Raw genomic sequence first — 18,764 nt, 5'->3', positions numbered from 1 at the left:
CGATAGCATATATAACCAAAGCGATGAGTATAATAAATTCGCGGGCATAGATTAATAGTTTTATTTTGACAAAAACATCATACCATGTTAATATCAGAATTGTGAGAAATTTTTCACAAAATAACTGTATGCGTTTACAAACAAGCGCATACGAATGAAAACAAAGGGGGAATTGGAATGATTTATGCTCAGCCTGGACAGCCTGGCTCACTTGTCACTTTCAAAAAACGTTATGAAAATTTCATTGGCGGCAAATGGGTCCCACCGGTTGATGGAGAGTATTTCGAAAACATTTCTCCTGTGACGGGGCAGGTTTACTGCGAAGTACCGCGCTCCAAAGCGGCTGACATCGAACTTGCGTTAGACGCAGCTCATGCAGCAAAAGATGCTTGGGGACGCACTTCCGCAGCAGAACGGGCCCGCATTTTAAACAAAATTGCCGATCGCATGGAAGAAAACTTGGAAATGCTAGCAGTCGCAGAAACATGGGAAAACGGGAAACCGGTTCGTGAGACACTAGCTGCTGACATTCCACTCGCGATCGATCATTTCCGCTATTTCGCCGGTTGCATTCGCGCTGAAGAAGGCACTTTAGCAGAAATCGATCATGATACCGTTGCTTACCACTTTAAAGAGCCACTCGGTGTTGTCGGACAAATTATTCCTTGGAACTTCCCGATTTTAATGGCGGCATGGAAACTCGCTCCAGCGTTAGCGGCTGGAAACTGTGTCGTCTTAAAACCTGCAGAACAAACACCAACATCAATCCTTGTTTTAATAGAATTAATTCAAGACCTCGTTCCTCCTGGTGTCATCAATATTGTTAATGGATTTGGCCTCGAAGCCGGAAAACCGCTTGCTTCAAACAGTCGCATCTCTAAAATTGCTTTCACTGGCGAAACAACTACAGGACGATTAATTATGCAATACGCATCTCAAAACATTATTCCAGTTACATTAGAGCTTGGCGGAAAATCACCAAACATTTTCTTCGAAGACGTGGCGGAAAAAGATGATGAATTTTTTGATAAAGCCCTTGAAGGTTTTACAATGTTCGCTTTAAACCAAGGTGAAGTATGTACATGCCCTTCCCGTGCCCTCATTCAAGAATCGATTTACGAAAAATTTATAGAACGGGCGTTAGAGCGTGTGAAACAAATTAAACAAGGCAATCCATTAGATACGGAAACGATGATTGGCGCACAAGCTTCCTCTGAACAATTGGAAAAAATTTTATCTTACATTGATATCGGTAAACAAGAAGGAGCAGAACTACTCATCGGCGGCGAGCGCAATTTCCTCGAAGGAGACTTAAACGGCGGCTATTATGTAAAACCGACAGTATTTAAAGGTCATAATAAAATGCGTATTTTCCAAGAGGAAATTTTCGGGCCAGTCGTCTCTGTCACAACGTTTAAAGACAAAGATGAGGCGTTAGCGATCGCTAATGAAACATTATATGGATTAGGCGCTGGTGTATGGACGCGCGATATTAATACCGCTTACCGTTTCGGTCGCGGCATTCAAGCGGGACGCGTCTGGACAAACTGCTATCATGCGTATCCTGCCCATGCGGCATTCGGCGGTTATAAACTGTCCGGAATCGGCCGCGAAACACATAAAATGATGCTTGAACATTACCAGCAAACGAAGAACTTGCTTGTTAGCTATTCTCCAAAAAAACTCGGCTTCTTTTAATCCATAAATTCACAGGCAGCGAGCGAAAAAGCACGCTGCCTGTTTTATAAAGGGGGAATTGCTTTGAGCGAACAAAAGAAAGTCATTGCGACCGAAGCCGCGTTACAGTTGATAGAAAAATTGAAAGCCAAATACGGGCCGCTAATGTTTCACCAATCCGGCGGTTGTTGTGATGGAAGCTCACCCATGTGCTATCCACAAGGGGATTTAATCATCGGTGACTCCGATGTGCTCCTTGGAGAAATTGGCGGCTGCCCATTTTATATCGCAGCGGCCCAATACGAGTATTGGAAACATACACAACTTATTATTGATGTTGTTCCCGGCCGCGGCGGGATGTTCTCGCTGGAAGGGCCAGAGGGAGTCCGTTTCCTTACCCGGTCAAAAGTATTTGAGTAATCGAAAGGGGTTCACGTTCCGTATGGAAGTGAACCCCTTTTATACTCCCCCGTTTAACTTGCCGCTTTCTCCGCACGCCGTTGATCGGTAAGCTTGATTTTCCGCAATGCAAACACGAACACGACACCGCAGATCACAAACACAAGCCCAACCATAAAGACCGAATGAAGAGAGTCAACGAGCGAATGTTTTAAAATCGGAATAAGCATCTCCTTAAATTGTGGCGGCATTTTTGCTAATGCTTCAGGGCTAAGCAAAGCAGAATATAATCCTTGTGGATCATCGTGAATCATATGAGCAAACTGATTGGCCATTCCTTTTGCTTGTGCTGGGAGCGATTGTAACACCGGCATTAAACGATCCTCTAGTAAATTACTTGATCGATGGTTCATAACTGCCCCTAAAATCGTCATCCCGAACGTTCCGCCAATGGAACGGAAAAATTGGCTTGAAGAAGTGACAACACCGAGTTCAGACTTCGGAAAACTTTCTTGTAGCGCTAACGTAAGAATCGGCATAACTAAACCGACTCCGAGACCTAGAACAATCATGTAGAATGTTGCCGTCCATTTCGTCGTTTCCATATCCATCGTTCCTAATAAACCGAACCCAAGCGCCATAATCAACATGCCGATAATCAATTGCGACTTAACACCTATCTTATAAACGATTCGTCCGCCAATGATGCTGCCAATGATCATCGTAATCATCATCGGTGTCATAATCGTTCCGGATTGCGTCGCACTCACGCCGACGACCCCTTGCATAAATAACGGAACAAACATAATAGCACCAAACATGCCAATACTCATTAAAAAGCCAATGCCGTTTAACACCGTAAACGTTCGATTTTTGAAGAAATGAACTGGTAATATCGGTTCTTCTGCCTTTGATTCAACCCAAGCGAAGAGTGCTAAGAATAAGATAGCGACAGCGAACAAGCTAATGATTTGCCATGACGTCCAAGCGTACTTATCGCCGCCAAACGTAAGGGCTAAAAGCAAGCTGACCACACCAACCACCATGGTGAACATTCCAGCTATATCAAATTTAACAGGGCCTTTCGCCTGATGCTTGCTTAATCCCATCGCAATAAAAATCGTCGCTAAAATTCCAACAGGAAGGTTAATGTAAAATACCCATTTCCAATTTAAATGGTCGACAATCCATCCACCAATTTGTGGACCTAACACAGAAGCAAGACCGTAAAGCCCTCCAAAAACCCCTTGCCACTTGGCGCGCTCTTTTCCGGTAAACAAATCACCGATAATAATCATCGCCATCGGCATCATAATGCCTCCGCCAATGCCTTGCAGACCGCGGTAGATAATGAGCTCCGTCATATTATTCGCCATTCCGCAAAGAGCAGAACCAATCATAAAAATGACTAAGCCGGAAACATAAACGACTTTTCTCCCTAATAAATCTGCCAACTTCCCGGCAATCGGCACAACTGTTGTCGATGTTAACATGTAAGCCGTCGTCAACCATGTCATCAAACTTAATCCGCCCAGCTCGCCAACGATCCGTGGCATAGCTGTTCCAACAATCGTCCCATCTAAAGCGCCAAATAACATGGCAATAATTAATCCGGTAATTAAAATGTTGCGATGTTTAATCATACTTGGTTGCATTTCCAACGCATTTACTTCTGTCATCTTCTCGTCTCCTATCTATCATTTGTGATATACTCATGAACAATCTCTGTTAATGAAGCCAAATCGTTCGATAACGGTTGTATTTTTTGGCTTTCGATATATAACAATATTCCTTTCACGACATATTCCCTTGGAGCTGATTGTTCGTTTGTCAGTTCCGCTTCTAACGTGTCTAAAGCGGAGTGAAGCTGATGGTGAGTTTTTTTGTCCAACGAAATCGATGATAATGTTTCCTTTAGACGCGCAATGTGAGCGACGATTTGTTTTTTTCGTTCACGCCGTTCCCGCTCTTCGATTTCAGTAAAATAACAGATCATTTCTTTTTTTAAAAGCGGCGATTCATGCGGCTCAAAACTATCCACAATCGCATCGAGCCGACGCACAATAAAACGAGCGATTTCCTCGGAACGTAATTGTAACATATTTGGATTGAACAAAATATAAAATATATATTCTCGAATCATTCCGATTAGCATCGTCACTACATCAAACACATAGTGCTCCACTTTTTCACCGTATACTTCTATTAGTCGTTGACAATACCAATTAAATATTCGAACGCGTTGCTTGAATAAATATTGATGAATGTCGTGGCTAATTTTCGGAAGTTGCTCCGCCATCATCATTTGCACAAATTCTTTATGTTTATGCGAATGCATACCCTCAAATTGAAGCGTAATTTGCTTCACTAACATTTCTTTTTCGGACTCATTCTCTTGCTTGACATTCATAAATGCAGAATGCAGCATTTCAAAATGATGCTTCACAATAGAAAGCATTAAATCTTCTTTCGATGAAAAATGATGGTAAAAAGCCCCTTTCGAAATGCCCCACGCCTCGACAATGTCTTGAATCGATGTGGAATGATAGCCTTTTTCTGCAAATAACTTCATTGCCGTTTCGATAAATTGGGTTCTGCGCTCATTCGCCATCCCTTCCATCTCCTATACTGATGAAACTTCCTGAGCAGACAGTTCTATTTTTGTGGATGAACGTTTGTATACCGAGAGCTCCGCACGTGGCTTTGCAATTTCCGCATGCACTCCGCACTTTCGCAATTCCTCAATCAATCGTTCATAATGCTTTTGTTTTGTACGCTTCCCCATTGGCACGCACTCCTATTCATCCGATAAACGGAATTTTATGACCGATTGGTCAAAACTATTATAAACTCACGTTCAATTTTTATCAACATTTTTATAAACAAATTTATGAATGATGTTCAAAAAATATACTGACCAATTAGTCAAAGCGTTTTCATAAAAAACGACCACTTCCGTTACGTGTCATTACGCAACGAATGGTCGTAATTTCGTTTCCTACTGCTTATCAAGCGCCTGTATTGCTAATGCAAGCGCTCCGCAAATGCCAGCGTTATCCCCTAATCCCGGCGAGACGATATACTCATCTATATGCTGCAAAATCGTTTCATGTTGCACATATCCATGGAGAAAGTCGATGACATGGCGGCGAATGTTCGGCAATAACTGTTCCTGCTTCATAACACCACCGCCAATAATAATTTTTTCTGGTGATAGAATGAGGATATAGTTGGCGATGGATTGGGCTAAATAAAACGCTTCCAACTCCCATACTTCGGTGCGGCCTGCTAATTCCGCTCCCTTTTTCCCCCAACGCTTTTCAATAGCGGGACCGGACGCCATTCCTTCTAAACAATCACCATGGAATGGACAGTTCCCAGGAAATGGATCATCTGGGTGGCGACGAATAAGAATATGCCCCATCTCCGGATGCGTCAGGCCGTGTAAAAGCTGATTTTCGACAATCGCACCAACACCAATTCCCGTTCCAACGGTGATATAAATGCAGCTATCTAACCCTTGAGCCGCTCCCCATAAATGTTCACCGAGGGCCGCCGCATTGACATCGGTATCAAATCCGATCGGAACGTTGAGATGCCGTTTCATCTCGCCAACGAAATTAAAATTCGCCCACTTTTGTTTCGGCGTACTTGTAATATAGCCATATGTCGCACTGTTTCGGTTCAAATCAACCGGTCCAAATGAACCGATTCCAAGCGCCGATAAATCATACTGCCGAAAAAAGTCAATGACATGACGCATCGTTTCCTCTGGCGTCGTTGTCGGGAACGTCACCCGTTCACGTACGTTTCCGTTACGGTCGCCAACGGCGCAAACAAATTTCGTGCCGCCTGCTTCAATCGCTCCAAGATACACGTTCTTCGCCCCGCTTCCTTCATTTTCTACGTTCATTATTTTAACATATATTGGTATATTAACCTTTAACCGATCCGGCTAATAAGCCGCGAACGAAGTATTTACCGAGAAAAATATAGACGAGCAACGTCGGCAATGCCGCTAAAAGAGCTCCTGCCATTTGCACGTTCCATTGCACAATTTGGCTTCCCGACAAATTTTGCAATGCCACCATAATCGGCTGCTGGGCGGAAGTCGTAATCGTTACCGCAAATAAAAACTCATTCCATATGTTCGTAAATTGCCAAATGGCCACAACAACAAATCCAGTTAAAGAAAGCGGAATCATAATATAGCGGAAAATGCGTAGAAATCCTGCCCCGTCAATTTTGGCAGATTCAATCATTTCATCAGGAATCGCTGCATAGAAATTGCGAAACATTAACGTCGTAATCGGGATTCCGTACACGACATGCACGAATACAAGACCCGAAATCGTGTTATATAGGCCAATCTCCCGCAAAAATTGAATCAAGGGAATTAAAATACTTTGGTATGGAATAAACATTCCGAACAAAATTAACGTGAAAATCGTGTCTGCCCCTTTAAACCTCCATTTCGACAGAACATAGCCATTTAACGACCCAAGCAACGCCGATAAAAGCGTCGCCGGCACAACTAAATAAAGCGAGTTGAGAAAGTTTGGTGCAAGCTTCGCAAAGGCGGTCGTGTAGCTGCTGAAATCAAACGTCGTCGGAAGCTTCCACATATCCGCTAATGTCACTTCATCCAGCGGTTTTACACTCGTCACAAGCATGACGTATACCGGCATCAGGAAAAATAAACTGGCAATGATACAAATGACATAAAGCACCGCCTGTGACATCGTTCTTTTTTTCATCACGACTCACCCTTTCGACTCGAAATCAAGTACGGAACGATAAAAAGCGCAACAGAAAGAAGCATAATGATCGCAATTGCTGCTCCGTTTGCATAGTAGTTACCGCGGAACGTTGTTTCAAACATATACACCCCAGGTACGTCCGTTACAAAATTCGCGCCCGGTCCTGTCATCGCATAAATGAGATCAAAAATTTTCAATGAAATATGAGCCATAATAATGATGACACTCACCGTGATCGGCCGCAGGAGCGGAATAATAATTTTTCGATAAATTTGAAACTCCGTTGCTCCGTCCATGCGAGCAGCTTCTCTCACTTCATCAGGGATTGCGCGCAGCCCTGCTAAATACATCGCTACCGCAAAACCGGTCATTTGCCATACGGCTGCAATGACAACGGCAATCATCGCGACCGGCACACCGAACTCGATTTTTCCCCAATGGAGACTGGCCAAAATATTCGTATCTGTATACCATTTCGATTCGAATCCGATTTTCTTTAAAAATAAGTTTATGCCTGTTGACGGGTTTAAGAGCCACTGCCAAACAACCCCAGTGACAACAAAAGATAATGCCATCGGGAAAAAGAAAATGTTGCGGAAAATCGATTCGCCGCGCAATTTTTGATCAAGCAAAATCGCTAAAAACTGACCGAGTATAATGACAACACTGATAAACAGGATGGTAAACACAAGAGTATTGCGCAAATCGGCTTGAAAGCGAAAATCGCTGAATAAATACGCATAGTTTTTCAATCCTGCAAACGAAAAATCAGGCACAAGCGAATTCCAGCTGCTTAGCGATACATAACCAGTCCAACCGATAAACCCATATACGAAAATAAATATAAGTACAATGGATGGCAATAAAAATGAAAAAGCAAACCAATGATCAGCTGTCAACTTCCGCTTTTTTCGCGTTGCCGGTACAACTGTAGCTTTCGTTTCCGCCGTTACTTTCACCGTTTCCATAAAATCAATCCCCCTATTGTAAAACGAAAAGGGGAAGAGAATGGCTCCCGTCCCCCCTTTCCGTTTCTTACTTCTTTAACTCTGCTGAAGCAGATACAAGCGTATCAATAAACGATTTGACATCTTTTTGCGTGACGAAAATGTTCACCGCTTGGTTCACTTTTGTGACGAAGCCTTCTGGAGCAGCAGAGCCATGTGCTAAACTTGGCGCGAGTTTTGCCGTTTTAAAGTCTTCAATCGTTGCTTTTCCGTATTCGTCATATTTGGACACGTCTGCATCGATGCGGGCTGGAATGGACCCTTTCAGTGGGTTAAATGCATCTTGTCCCTCAACAGAACCGAGCACCGCTAAGAATTTTTTTACATCATCCGGATTTTTTACACCTTTTGGCAATCCAAATGTATCAGTGATAACCATAAATTGTCCGTCCGTATTCGGCGTTGGAACATAGCCGAAATCTTCATTGACTTTCAATTTTAAGTCATTCACAAAGTATCCTTTTACCCAGTCCCCCATAATGTTCATCGCCGCTTCACCTTTGGCGACTAATTGCGCCGCGTCTTGCCAGTTGCGGGAGCTATGATCTTCATTGATATAATTCAACATTTTCTTAAATGTATTGACAGCCTCTTTTACTTTTGCATCGTCAAAAGACAGTTCTCCTGTCCAGAGCTTTTTATAGTCATCTACCCCTAACGTCCCTAACAGAACAGTTTCAAATATATGCGTAGCTGCCCATGGTTCTTTATCGCCTAATGCAAGCGGTGTAATTCCTTTTGCTTTTAATTTGTCAGCAACTTGGAAAAATTCATCAAATGTTTTTGGTGGCTGAAGACCGTTTTCGTCAAAGATTTTTTTGTTATACCAAAGCACATTGCCGCGATGAATATTCACTGGTACAGAATAAATTTTGCCGTCTTTGCTGACCATGTCGATGAGTGATTTTGGAAATTTATCCATCCATCCTTCTTTTTCGTATAAATCATTGAGCGGCTCCATTTTTCCAGCAGCAACCCAACCTGCATTCAATTCCGCACCGCCATGGACTTGGAATGTCGCAGGAGGATCGTTTCCTTGCATGCGGCTAGCCAGCACGGCTTTTGCATTCGTACCGGCACCACCCGCTACGGCTGCGTTCTCAACCGGAATGTCTGGATATTTTTCTTGGAACAACTTAATGAGCGCTTTTAATCCGTCTTCTTCGCCGGCTCCGGTCCACCAGCTAAAAATCTCTAGCTTTTCTTTTCCTTTTTCTCCTCCGCTTCCGCTTGTATTCTTCGAAGCGGAATCAGAATTACAGCCGGTAAGCGCTAAGCTGAAGGTAAGTGCTAATGACAACCATAACCCCTTTTTCTTCACACCATCTTCCCCCTTCTTCCTGTTTTGAAAACCCTTTCATATACACTGTAGCATGTTTCTTTTTCTCTCGTGCCGCCAACTTCCTTCACTTTTTTGCGATATTCTTCACTTTTTTGCCAAGAAAAGCGGAGGCACACGCCTAACGCCGAAGGAAAATGTTCTTCCGACGAGAAATGCCTGGGAAGGTTATGTTCCACTAGCTGCGCCTGCGATTACTCGGCGCATGTCAACGAAGAAGTTGATTCAAGCACTAGACACGTTGCGAGCCGATCTAATTGTTCAAAATTTATAAAAAACCACATCGCTGTCATCATAGAGCGATGTGGAGCGTCTTTCGATATTCCGTCGGAGATAGTCCCGTTTGTTTTTTGAACACGCGGCTAAAATAGTTTGGATCATTGTATCCGACAAGAAAGCAAACTTCTTTTAAGCTTTTTTTCGGATCGCGCATTTCTTCTTTGGCTCTCTCGATGCGTACTTCAGTTAGGTAATCAATGAACGTCATTCCGAAACGGTCTTTAAACAATTTGCTGAAGTAATAAGGACTTAGCCCGACATGTTCGGCAACCTCCTCTAACGTCAATGGCCGGTCATAATAAGCGGCAATATACTCTTTGGCTTTTCCGAGTTTTCCGTTCGCTTGCTGGTGGCGCCATGCTTGCACATGGTGTACCATTTGCCGAAGCTGCTCAGTCGCCATTCTCTTCAGCTCATGAATAGTGGAACATTGATGAAATGTGTTCGCTCGCTCATAAAGAATCCCAAGGTCAGATAACATTCGCTCCAGCAAAATAAACGTTTCTTCGAGCGATTTCGTCACAGCTTCATATTGGTTCTTTTTTGCAACGATGATGTCGTCCATATACAATTGGAACTGTTGAAGCGCCTGTGCCATATCCCCTTGACGAACGGTATCAAACAACTGTTTTTCTTTCTCTGTTTTATCAAACGCAACCGGAACTAACGCAGCCTGTTTCGGAAGAAAGCCGCTTTTTGCTTTTTGATGGGCTGCATAATACTGCAAGGCAGAGAGCGCTTCATAATAGGAATGGCGCAAGTGGTCCATGTTAAATGCCGGAGTGCCGATTCCAATGTATAACTCTCTTCCTTTATGCTCTTGTTGAAACAGCTGGACAAGGAGATGAGCCAGCTTTTGCGCACGAACTTTTAATTCATTTACATCGTTGTTCGTTTTCGAGAATAGCAATACCGGCACTTGATCATCGATCATTTTTCCTATCACATAATCGATCTTCATCCTTGTCGCGATCACATTATCAAGCCATTCCCTTCCTACTTCTTTTGGCTCATGCGGCGGAAATTTAATGACAATAAATACACCTGCTTCGATGGAAAATGGGAGTAACTTTCTCCATTGTTCGAGCTCGGTTGGTGACACTTCCTCAAGCATAAGCACGGATAGCCATTCCTTTTCCACCAGCTTTTGCAACCGTTGAACCCGCTCTTGCAGCTGCCGGTTTTCCTGCTCTTTTTTTCGCTCTTCCATCATTTCTGCATAGACGCGTTGAAGCGCACCGATCACTTCTTCCTTTCGGCTCGGTTTCAACAAATATTCTTTGACGCCCTGCTGCATGGCTTGTTTCGCATATTCGAATGCATCAAATGCAGACACGATAATAAACTTTATGTTCGGGTGCTGCTTTCGAATGAGACGAACCGCTTCCAGCCCGTCCATCCCCGGCATTTTAATGTCCATGAGCATGACATCAGGCTTATATTCATTTGCCACTTCTACTGCGGCTCGCCCATTCGCTGCTTCAGCGACAACGTCCGCTTGCGGGAGATGCTCACGAATCATTTTTTTCAGTGCTTTCCTCTCCAATGCTTCATCATCTACAACCGCGATTTTCAACGTTACGAACCTCCTCTTTTGTCATCGGAAGTAAAAGGCGAATGGTTGTCCCCATCCCAACCGAGGATTCAATCTCGACTACATTGCGTATGCCATAAAACAGCTGAAGACGGCGAATGACGTTTCGGACTCCGATACCTGTGGAATGACCATGACCTTTTTCACTTTGAAACAATGACTCTCCTTCTCCTTTCGCGAACGAAAGCAATTTTTCCTTCGTTTCTTCGTTCATCCCAACACCGTTATCGCTGACTTCGATGATGACGCGATTGCCTTTTTTCAGCACTTTTAGCATAAGCAGCGCTCCTTCTTCATACGACTCGATTCCGTGAATAAACGCATTTTCAATCAACGGTTGCAACGTAAGCGGTGGAATCGGAAGATCAAGACATGCTTCATCGACCTCTGTAAAAAATTTAATGCGGTCAAAAAAGCGCGTTTGTTGAATAAAGAAGTATTCACGCGCAATATGAACCTCATCGGCTAACGTCACTGTACGCTGTAAATCGCCTAAGTTATACCGTAAAATGAAAGCCACTGCCTCAATGAGTCGCGATGTTTGATTTGCTTCTTCTAAATACGCCATTTTCGCAACGGTGTTTAATGTATTAAATAAAAAATGGGGATTGATTTGACTTTGTAAACTTTTTAACTCCAGTTCTTTGACGAGCCGATCCAACTCGGATTTCTGTTTGATTTCTGCTACTAAATTACGAATATTGCGACGCATTTCGTTAAACGTTTCCGTTAATAGTTTTAATTCGTCATTTGTCGTCATTGCTACATCATCGCCATCAAGTTTGCCGCTCGCAATCTCTCTTGCGGCGCGGGAAAGACGTTCAATCGGCTTCGTAATGCCACCGGAAAACCATAATGCAAGCAGCGCTCCAAGCATTAACGTTGTAACAAATAGACTCATCCCCATGTAGCGGAAATATCGATTTCGCTCCTCAACCTCGTTGTAAAAGCGCTGATACGCAGTCAGTTCCTCGTTCACTAGCGAGAGGGTCGTCTCTTGGATGAACGAAGCGATTTTCATAGCTTCGTGAAGATGAATAGAATACAGCCCTATATTTCCTGCTTGAAAATGATAAACTGTTAGTGCTCCCTCCTCTAGAAAACTTTCCATCATATGTTCATAGTTTTCTACTAAGAGAGAGTTTCGTTGATTGGAAATAAACTCTTCGACTTGCGCCCGATTTTGCTGTAACCAACGGCTTTGCTGCTCATATTCGCGCAAATAACGCGCATCTTTTTCTGCTAAATAAGCGTTTAATTGCTCGACTGCTTCATTCGTGTGCTGTGAGACTTCGTTTAATAATAAAAGTCGGCGTAAACTATAATCGTATTCATTCACAATATCTTCGCTACTTTCATATAAAAAGAACGTTACTCCATTTAATAACAGAATAAAAATCATGAAGTAAATAAATAGTTTCGTACGAATTTTAATCATGCCTCACCTCGTAGTTGCGTGCCGGCCGCAACGGTAGATCTTGTTTACGAATCACCCTTGTTTCCGTATTATTGATCGATGGAACATGATTTCCTTCAATGATATCAACCATCATTTTCACAGCACGATACCCCATTTCATACGGCTCTTGCACAACCGTTGCTTCAATTGTTCCTTTTTCTAAGTAATGAATGGTCTCCGGAAGCGTGTCAAAGCCGATGACATATGTTTCACGCTCACGATGAAACTGTTCGATCACTTTCGCAATCCCGATCGCATCTAACGCGCTCGTACCATAAAATGCGTTCACTTCTGGATGCTCTTTTAAGATTTTATACGCTTTTTCCGCCGCTTGAACACGTGTAATGTCCGATTCTTCGATGGCAATAATGTGGATGCCTTTTTCGTGTTTCGCCGCATCTTGAAACCCTTTCACGCGCAACTGCTGGTGAGATGCTTCAAAACTTCCAGTAATGATCGCGACATTCGCGTTTCCGCCCGTATCTTCCACAAGCGCGCGTCCCGCAATAAATCCGGCATAATAGTTGTCCGTGCCGATGTATGCCGTTCGCCTGCTTGTCGGCGCATCTGTATCAATCGTAATGACGGGAATATTCTTTTCAACAATGCGGTTAATGATGGGCGTAAATTGCTGTTCTGTCAGCCCTTGTGTCATAATGCCGTCCACTTTCGAAGCAGCCGCTTTCTCGAGAATCTTTACGTGCTCTTCAATGTTTGCTTGCCGCGGTCCGATATACTCCAGTCGCACCCCCATCTCCTTCGCCGCTGCTTTTGCCCCTTTTTCTACTAACCGCCAATAATCGTTATCGAGCTCTTCAGGAACGAGAACAAAATGATACGCTTTTTTTCTGTCCGCTATCGCCGGCTTCTCCTCCGGCTGATGATACATATACACTTTCCACGCACAATACACTGTAAAGGAAGCGCTTCCAGCAAATACGCTCATTCCCCCTATATACACGGCCCACTTCCACCATCTTCTCATCGGAAAAGACCTCCTTTCTCCCTCTATCCTCTATTGTAACGAATTTTCAAACAATAACAGAGTTACTTGCTTCATTGTAGCATGGAAAAACCGATCCTACTCATGTCAAAAAGGAAGATCGGCCACTATCATTAGGTGCTTTCGCTAATGAAATTGTATAATGATGATAAGTAAAATCCTATTCATTTTTGAGGTGTCGCTATGTTTACACCTGAACAACTTTCTTCGTTTTCTGACTTAGAATATATGATTTACAACTATGTCACAACGCATGCAGATAAAGTCGTATTGATGAGGATACGAGAATTAGCAGAAGCGACTCATGTTTCACCAACGACCATTCTCCGCTTTTGTAGAAAACTAGGCTGTGACGGTTTTTCCGAATTCAAGACAAAGTTAAAGTTGTATCTTCAAGAAACAAATCATCCATTCATCACAAGTGCACAAGATTCATTATTTGAGTTTTTTGAACGCACGTTGAAAACCGATTACGAGCAGACCATTCAAACAGTCGCTAAGGTTATTGCTGAAGCGGAGCATGTCATTTTTGTCGGGGCAGGCAGCTCCGGGATTTTAGCAGAGTACGGTTCTCGTTATTTTTCAGCTTTTAAAAAATTCTCGCTCCATATTAAAGATCCGTTTTTTCCGATTTACGGTCACTATTTGAGAAAAAGCGTATCCATTGTGCTGTCAGTATCAGGCGAAACCCCCCATACTCTGTCACAGGCCCATCGCCTGAAAGAGGAAGGAAGCATCATCATTAGCATTACCAACCGGAAACATTGCTCGTTAGCCCAAATGTCTGACTACAATATCGCATACTACGTAAACATGGAATTTGTAGAACAGGCGAATATCACCACACAAATTCCGGTTGTATACCTTTTAGAAAGCCTTGCAAAAGAAACATATCGTATTGTGAACCAAAAATAAAAGGGGAAATCCTCCCCTTTTTCTTCACGATCGGTGAATCGCTTCCCCATTTGACGCAATCACTTGTTTATACCAATAAAAACTTTTCTTCTTAATGCGGCGTAAATCTTTTTCTGATTCGTCATCCCGGTTGATATATACAAAACCGTATCGCTTTTGATAGCCGTTCAGCCAGCTGAGAAGATCGGTAAACGACCACGTACAATACCCTAATACTTCGACGCCATCGCTAATCGCCCGCTGAATTTCGTAAATATGACTGCGGAGATACTCGATGCGGTAGTCATCGCTGACAACATCTCCTTCTTCCAGATTATCAAATTCGCCAAGGCCGTTTTCCGTAATGAGAATCGGTAATCCATAGCGATTGGCAATGCGGCGCAGGCCGATATGAAGACCAACCGGGTCAATTTCCCAATCCCAGTTCGTCGCTTCTAAGTTCGGATTGCGAATCGTTTTAAACAATCCCGGAATTCCTGTGTCGGTCGATGTTCCTTTTTTTCCTGTCGTATTCATGACTCCTTCGCCGACACCATCAAGCGGATTTTTTTCGATCGTCATCGTCCGATAATAGTTGACCCCCATGAAATCCGGCTTTGCCGACTGAAGAAGTTCCCAATCCCCGTCGTGAATCGTTGGCGTCAGCCCTTGCTTTTCGAGGTAATTCCATATAACTTTCGGATATGTTCCCCATGCATATACATCCATCCACCAATGATTATGGAACTCTTCCGCATTTTCAAAGGACAACACATTTTCTGGCCGACAATCGTATGGATACATCGGAGAATACGCAAAACTTGGCCCAATTTTCCCATCGGGTACATATTTCCGAAACGATTGAATCACTTTTGCATTGGCCAAATTGGCGATATGGTTCGCCTCATACATTCGTTTCAAATCTTTCACACCCGGCGGATGAACGCCTAAACGATACCCAAGGCCGATAAAAATATTTTGCTCGTTCAAGGTCACCCAATATTTTACGCGATCGCCAAAGCGCTGAAAGAGAGTCACCGCATAGTTGTTGAAATCATTAATGATTTGCCGCGATTCCCATGCACCGTATTCATCCATCAATGCTTGCGGAACGTCCCAATGATACAATGTGATAATCGGTTCAATGCGATACTTCAAAAGCTCGTTAATCAAGTTGTCGTAAAACTGCAACCCTTTTTCATTGATTTCCCCTCTTCCGTTTGGAAAAATGCGGCTCCATGCCACTGAAAAACGATAAGCTTTTAACCCCATTTCAGCCATTAAGGCAACATCTTCTTTATAGCGATGATAATGGTCGACCGCGACATCCCCGTTCGTGCCTTTAAATGTCGTTCCTTCTTTTTTTGCAAACACATCCCAGACCGATAACCCTTTTCCGTCTTCGTTCCAAGCTCCTTCTACTTGATACGCCGCTGAAGCGGACCCCCATAAAAAACTGCTTGGGAACGGACGTAATTGCTTGTGTTCCATAGCGTCCTCCTCCAAATGTTCTGACTAGTTTTCATACTTTAAATAAACGTTTTCGGAGACAAAAAGTAAATACATTTGGAATGTTTAGTAATATGTACAAGCAAGAAAGAATTTGTTTCATTCCGGTAACAGAGTGTTACATAACATACAAAATGACGTTCTTTTCTCTTCCATCCTTCTGTGGAAGAGCACATAGCTAAATGTTCGAATTAAATCTGTAAAAGCATCAGGGCCAACGGAAATTTGCAACGAGCAGCATAGACGTAAGGCTCTTTTGTTGCAACTATACTTTTAGCTTCGGATAAATAATTTCAAAATTAACTGAAAAAGGATTCATTTCATTAGTCTAAGGCATCGGAGCGATAGATAATCGTTTCCCCGTTGGCTATCCAATGTTTGTCCGATTTCCATTTTCGTCGTAACGGTACGTTTCAGATGCAATTTTTTCACCATCCGCCGTACTGACCGAAAAATTTCTTACTCAGTTTCTTTATCAGTTTACGAATTAGGAAAAGTGGAGTATCTTTATCCATAGCTGCTGGTGTACTCGGGCAAAGAAGCAATGACGCACATAGCACGGAGTCTCAAGTTGCGTCCTATCTGGGAGCATTCGACAATGATTCTGTATTGCAGGTGCTTTTTATTAAAACGATTATAAAAGGAGAAAAAACAATGAACTTTACACGAATCCATCATATTGCGATCATTTGCTCGAATTACGAACGGTCTAAGCATTTTTACGTGAACATCCTTGGGCTTAACATCATTCATGAACATTATCGCGCGGAACGAAATTCATACAAATTAGACTTACAAGTAGGAGAACATACGCAAATTGAGCTGTTTTCATTTGAACATCCACCAAAACGGCCAAGTTATCCAGAAGCGTGCGGATTGCGCCACCTTGCTTTTGAAGTGGACGACATCGATGCCACGATCGCTCATTTACAGAAGCACAAGATTGCGGTCGAACCGATTCGTATCGACCCTGTGACGGGAAAACGATTTACATTTTTCCACGATCCGGATGATTTGCCAATTGAGTTGTATGAAAGGTAAAATAAGAGAAGTCGTTTCAAGTTTCTTAAGGAAGCATCGTCCATAAGGAGGAATTCATGATGATCAAATTCGCCACAATCGGAACGAACTGGATTACCCAAGAATTTATTAAAGCGGCAAAAGAAGTGTCAGACTTCATATTAACAGCGGTCTACTCGCGAACAGAGGAGAAAGCAAAAGAATTCGCTGAAAAAGTCGGGGCTTCACTCACATTTACGAGTTTAGAAGAGATGGCGAAAAGCGATGCTATCGATGCAGTTTATATCGCTAGTCCAAACTCATTTCACGCTGAGCAAGCGATTCTGCTTATGAACCACGGCAAACACGTCTTATGCGAAAAGCCAATTGCGTCCAATACGGCAGAATTACAGGCGATGATTGAAGCAGCGAAGCGAAACAATGTCGTCTTGATGGAAGCGATGAAAACGACACTGCTGCCGAATTTTCAAGCGATTCGGGATCATGTACATAAAATTGGAAAAGTCCGCCGCTATTTTGCAAGCTATTGCCAATATTCGTCACGCTATGATGCCTATAAACAAGGCACGATCTTAAATGCCTTTAACCCTGCTTTTTCCAACGGCGCATTAATGGATATTGGCATTTACTGTCTGTATCCGATGGTTGTATTATTCGGAAAACCTCTTAGCATAAAAGCAAACAGTACCATGCTTGAATCCGGTGTTGATGGAGAAGGCAGCATCATTCTTGATTATGGCGACATGGATGCGGTGGTCATGTACTCTAAAATTACGAATTCGTACATTCCTTCGGAAATCCAAGGGGAGAATGGAAGCATTATCATCGACGCCATCCATACACCAACAAAGGTGGAAATTCGCTATCGTGACGGCCGCGTAGAAGATATTACCCAATCACAAACACATCATCCGATGTACTATGAGGCAAAAGAATTCATCGAACTTATTCAAATGGGAAAAAAAGAATCGGAAACGAATTCCCATTACCATTCTCTGACCACGATGGACATCATCGAACAAGCGCGAAAACAGACAGGGATTATCTTCCCGGCAGACAAATAAGACAGGCACTTTGGTTGCTCAGCAGGCTGATCGATGTCTTTCGGTCAGCCTGCTGTTCTTACGTATCCAGCAGCTAGATAGACAATTCAATGGCGGGGTTGGACAGAACGCCTTATTCGTAAGGAAAGATGGACAACCCATAAGGCCAAGGCGGCCCCTGTCGCATCAATTAACACATCCGACGCTAACGCCGTTCGCCCCGGTTCAAACGATTGATGCCACTCATCTGTAGCGGCATACAAAACGGCAAAACTCCATGCACCAATATAGGCAAAACGGTGCGGAACAAGCACCTTCCATACAAGAACTGCCAACACGCCAAACGCTGAAAGATGAGCAAATTTCCGAATGACGAAATTCAATGAAAAACTCGTATCATTCCCTTCCGCTCCAGCAAACGACAAATCTTTTATCATATGGCGAATGATATGTTCCGTATTTTCTCCTGTGAAAAAGGAAAATTCACTAAAACAATAAATGACCGCACACCATAAAACAACTAAGCTCCACCAAAATAATTTGCTTTTCATCTTCATCACCTATCCTCTACCATAATATCTTTCTTTATAGATAGCAACACCTCTTTCCGATATTCATCCAGAAGAAGGCGGTAATGTATATTTAAATATGCTACTCACAGAAAGAATAGTAGATTTCTTCGAGACAGTGTTTCTCTCTTCATCCGCATTCTCCATCAACTTTCCACATGCAGCAGCAGGGAAAGTTGCATCACTTCTCGGACGGTGACAATTGGTGCGAG

Annotated in this window: 17 protein-coding genes; 5 read left to right on the top strand and 12 right to left on the bottom strand. The window is 43.1% G+C overall.

Going from position 1 to position 18,764, the window contains the following annotated elements:
• Positions 1-177 precede the first annotated feature (177 nt).
• Both adh and HNR31_RS06445 read left to right on the top strand, forming a co-directional pair.
• Positions 178-1,698, top strand: coding sequence for an aldehyde dehydrogenase (gene adh, locus HNR31_RS06450; RefSeq protein WP_181555439.1), 1,521 nt, complete (start codon positions 178-180; stop codon positions 1,696-1,698).
• 63 nt (positions 1,699-1,761) lie between these two features.
• Positions 1,762-2,097 (top strand): DUF779 domain-containing protein, encoded by a 336-nt coding sequence (locus tag HNR31_RS06445; protein ID WP_181555438.1) that lies wholly within the window; start codon positions 1,762-1,764, stop codon positions 2,095-2,097.
• Between the two features lie 53 nt (positions 2,098-2,150).
• Here the strand turns inward: HNR31_RS06445 and HNR31_RS06440 are convergent, their stop codons facing one another.
• The 10 genes from HNR31_RS06440 to HNR31_RS06395 form a co-directional block, all read right to left on the bottom strand.
• Positions 2,151-3,755, bottom strand: a complete 1,605-nt coding sequence (locus tag HNR31_RS06440; RefSeq protein WP_306465180.1) for an MDR family MFS transporter — start codon at positions 3,753-3,755, stop codon at positions 2,151-2,153.
• An 11-nt stretch (positions 3,756-3,766) separates the two neighbouring features.
• A complete protein-coding gene (locus tag HNR31_RS06435) occupies positions 3,767-4,687 on the bottom strand; it encodes a TetR/AcrR family transcriptional regulator (protein ID WP_181555437.1) in 921 nt (306 codons plus the stop codon).
• Between the two features lie 12 nt (positions 4,688-4,699).
• Positions 4,700-4,861 (bottom strand): hypothetical protein, encoded by a 162-nt coding sequence (locus HNR31_RS06430; RefSeq protein ID WP_181555436.1) that lies wholly within the window; start codon positions 4,859-4,861, stop codon positions 4,700-4,702.
• Positions 4,862-5,074: 213 nt separating this feature from the next.
• Entirely contained in the window at positions 5,075-5,953 is an 879-nt protein-coding gene (locus tag HNR31_RS06425) for an ROK family protein (RefSeq protein WP_309505634.1), read from the bottom strand.
• Between the two features lie 58 nt (positions 5,954-6,011).
• Positions 6,012-6,833 (bottom strand): carbohydrate ABC transporter permease, encoded by an 822-nt coding sequence (locus tag HNR31_RS06420; RefSeq protein ID WP_181555434.1) that lies wholly within the window; start codon positions 6,831-6,833, stop codon positions 6,012-6,014.
• Positions 6,833-7,804, bottom strand: coding sequence for a carbohydrate ABC transporter permease (locus HNR31_RS06415; protein WP_181555433.1), 972 nt, complete (start codon positions 7,802-7,804; stop codon positions 6,833-6,835). The genes HNR31_RS06420 and HNR31_RS06415 overlap by 1 nt, the downstream gene beginning before the upstream one ends.
• A gap of 67 nt (positions 7,805-7,871) precedes the next feature.
• On the bottom strand, positions 7,872-9,164 hold the full coding sequence (locus HNR31_RS06410) for an ABC transporter substrate-binding protein (protein ID WP_181555432.1): 1,293 nt from the start codon (positions 9,162-9,164) through the stop codon (positions 7,872-7,874).
• Positions 9,165-9,474: 310 nt separating this feature from the next.
• Complete coding sequence (locus HNR31_RS06405) at positions 9,475-11,037, bottom strand: response regulator transcription factor (RefSeq protein WP_181555431.1); 1,563 nt, start codon at positions 11,035-11,037, stop codon at positions 9,475-9,477.
• Positions 11,015-12,490, bottom strand: a complete 1,476-nt coding sequence (locus tag HNR31_RS06400; protein ID WP_181555538.1) for a sensor histidine kinase — start codon at positions 12,488-12,490, stop codon at positions 11,015-11,017. Before HNR31_RS06400 ends, HNR31_RS06405 begins: the two co-directional genes overlap by 23 nt.
• Positions 12,486-13,499 carry a sugar-binding protein gene (locus HNR31_RS06395; RefSeq protein WP_181555430.1) on the bottom strand — a complete coding sequence of 338 codons (1,014 nt, stop codon included), beginning with the start codon at positions 13,497-13,499 and terminating at the stop codon, positions 12,486-12,488. Before HNR31_RS06395 ends, HNR31_RS06400 begins: the two co-directional genes overlap by 5 nt.
• Positions 13,500-13,700: 201 nt before the next feature.
• On the opposite strand from HNR31_RS06395, the gene HNR31_RS06390 reads away from it, so the two are divergent.
• Positions 13,701-14,432, top strand: coding sequence for a MurR/RpiR family transcriptional regulator (locus HNR31_RS06390; protein WP_181555429.1), 732 nt, complete (start codon positions 13,701-13,703; stop codon positions 14,430-14,432).
• A gap of 24 nt (positions 14,433-14,456) precedes the next feature.
• Here HNR31_RS06390 and HNR31_RS06385 read toward each other — a convergent pair whose 3' ends face one another.
• Positions 14,457-15,902 carry a glycoside hydrolase family 1 protein gene (locus HNR31_RS06385; protein WP_181555428.1) on the bottom strand — a complete coding sequence of 482 codons (1,446 nt, stop codon included), beginning with the start codon at positions 15,900-15,902 and terminating at the stop codon, positions 14,457-14,459.
• A gap of 672 nt (positions 15,903-16,574) precedes the next feature.
• On the opposite strand from HNR31_RS06385, the gene gloA2 reads away from it, so the two are divergent.
• Together gloA2 and HNR31_RS06375 are read left to right on the top strand one after the other, a co-directional pair.
• Entirely contained in the window at positions 16,575-16,961 is a 387-nt protein-coding gene (gloA2, locus tag HNR31_RS06380; RefSeq protein WP_181555427.1) for an SMU1112c/YaeR family gloxylase I-like metalloprotein, read from the top strand.
• Between the two features lie 59 nt (positions 16,962-17,020).
• Positions 17,021-18,004, top strand: a complete 984-nt coding sequence (locus tag HNR31_RS06375; RefSeq protein ID WP_181555537.1) for a Gfo/Idh/MocA family protein — start codon at positions 17,021-17,023, stop codon at positions 18,002-18,004.
• Between the two features lie 86 nt (positions 18,005-18,090).
• On the opposite strand, the gene HNR31_RS06370 is transcribed toward HNR31_RS06375, so the two are convergent.
• On the bottom strand, positions 18,091-18,534 hold the full coding sequence (locus HNR31_RS06370; protein WP_181555536.1) for a VanZ family protein: 444 nt from the start codon (positions 18,532-18,534) through the stop codon (positions 18,091-18,093).
• Between the last annotated feature and the right edge of the window lie 230 nt (positions 18,535-18,764).

The organism is Thermaerobacillus caldiproteolyticus (genome assembly GCF_013761245.1).
GTDB classification, from domain to species: Bacteria; Bacillota; Bacilli; order Bacillales; family Anoxybacillaceae; genus Thermaerobacillus; species Thermaerobacillus caldiproteolyticus.
This window is presented reverse-complemented; position numbering and strand designations above follow the sequence as displayed.

Excerpts from the sequence above, each read along its gene's own strand:
- HNR31_RS06370 (WP_181555536.1), bottom strand. The coding sequence starts at position 18,534 with ATGAAAAGCAAATTATTTTGGTGGAGCTTAGTTGTTTTATGGTGTGCG.
- HNR31_RS06440 (WP_306465180.1), bottom strand. The coding sequence starts at position 3,755 with ATGACAGAAGTAAATGCGTTGGAAATGCAACCAAGTATGATTAAACAT.
- adh (WP_181555439.1), top strand. The coding sequence starts at position 178 with ATGATTTATGCTCAGCCTGGACAGCCTGGCTCACTTGTCACTTTCAAA.
- HNR31_RS06430 (WP_181555436.1), bottom strand. The coding sequence starts at position 4,861 with ATGGGGAAGCGTACAAAACAAAAGCATTATGAACGATTGATTGAGGAA.
- HNR31_RS06420 (WP_181555434.1), bottom strand. The coding sequence starts at position 6,833 with ATGAAAAAAAGAACGATGTCACAGGCGGTGCTTTATGTCATTTGTATC.
- gloA2 (WP_181555427.1), top strand. The coding sequence starts at position 16,575 with ATGAACTTTACACGAATCCATCATATTGCGATCATTTGCTCGAATTAC.
- HNR31_RS06395 (WP_181555430.1), bottom strand. The coding sequence starts at position 13,499 with ATGAGAAGATGGTGGAAGTGGGCCGTGTATATAGGGGGAATGAGCGTA.
- HNR31_RS06415 (WP_181555433.1), bottom strand. The coding sequence starts at position 7,804 with ATGGAAACGGTGAAAGTAACGGCGGAAACGAAAGCTACAGTTGTACCG.
- HNR31_RS06390 (WP_181555429.1), top strand. The coding sequence starts at position 13,701 with ATGTTTACACCTGAACAACTTTCTTCGTTTTCTGACTTAGAATATATG.
- HNR31_RS06375 (WP_181555537.1), top strand. The coding sequence starts at position 17,021 with ATGATCAAATTCGCCACAATCGGAACGAACTGGATTACCCAAGAATTT.
- HNR31_RS06435 (WP_181555437.1), bottom strand. The coding sequence starts at position 4,687 with ATGGCGAATGAGCGCAGAACCCAATTTATCGAAACGGCAATGAAGTTA.
- HNR31_RS06385 (WP_181555428.1), bottom strand. The coding sequence starts at position 15,902 with ATGGAACACAAGCAATTACGTCCGTTCCCAAGCAGTTTTTTATGGGGG.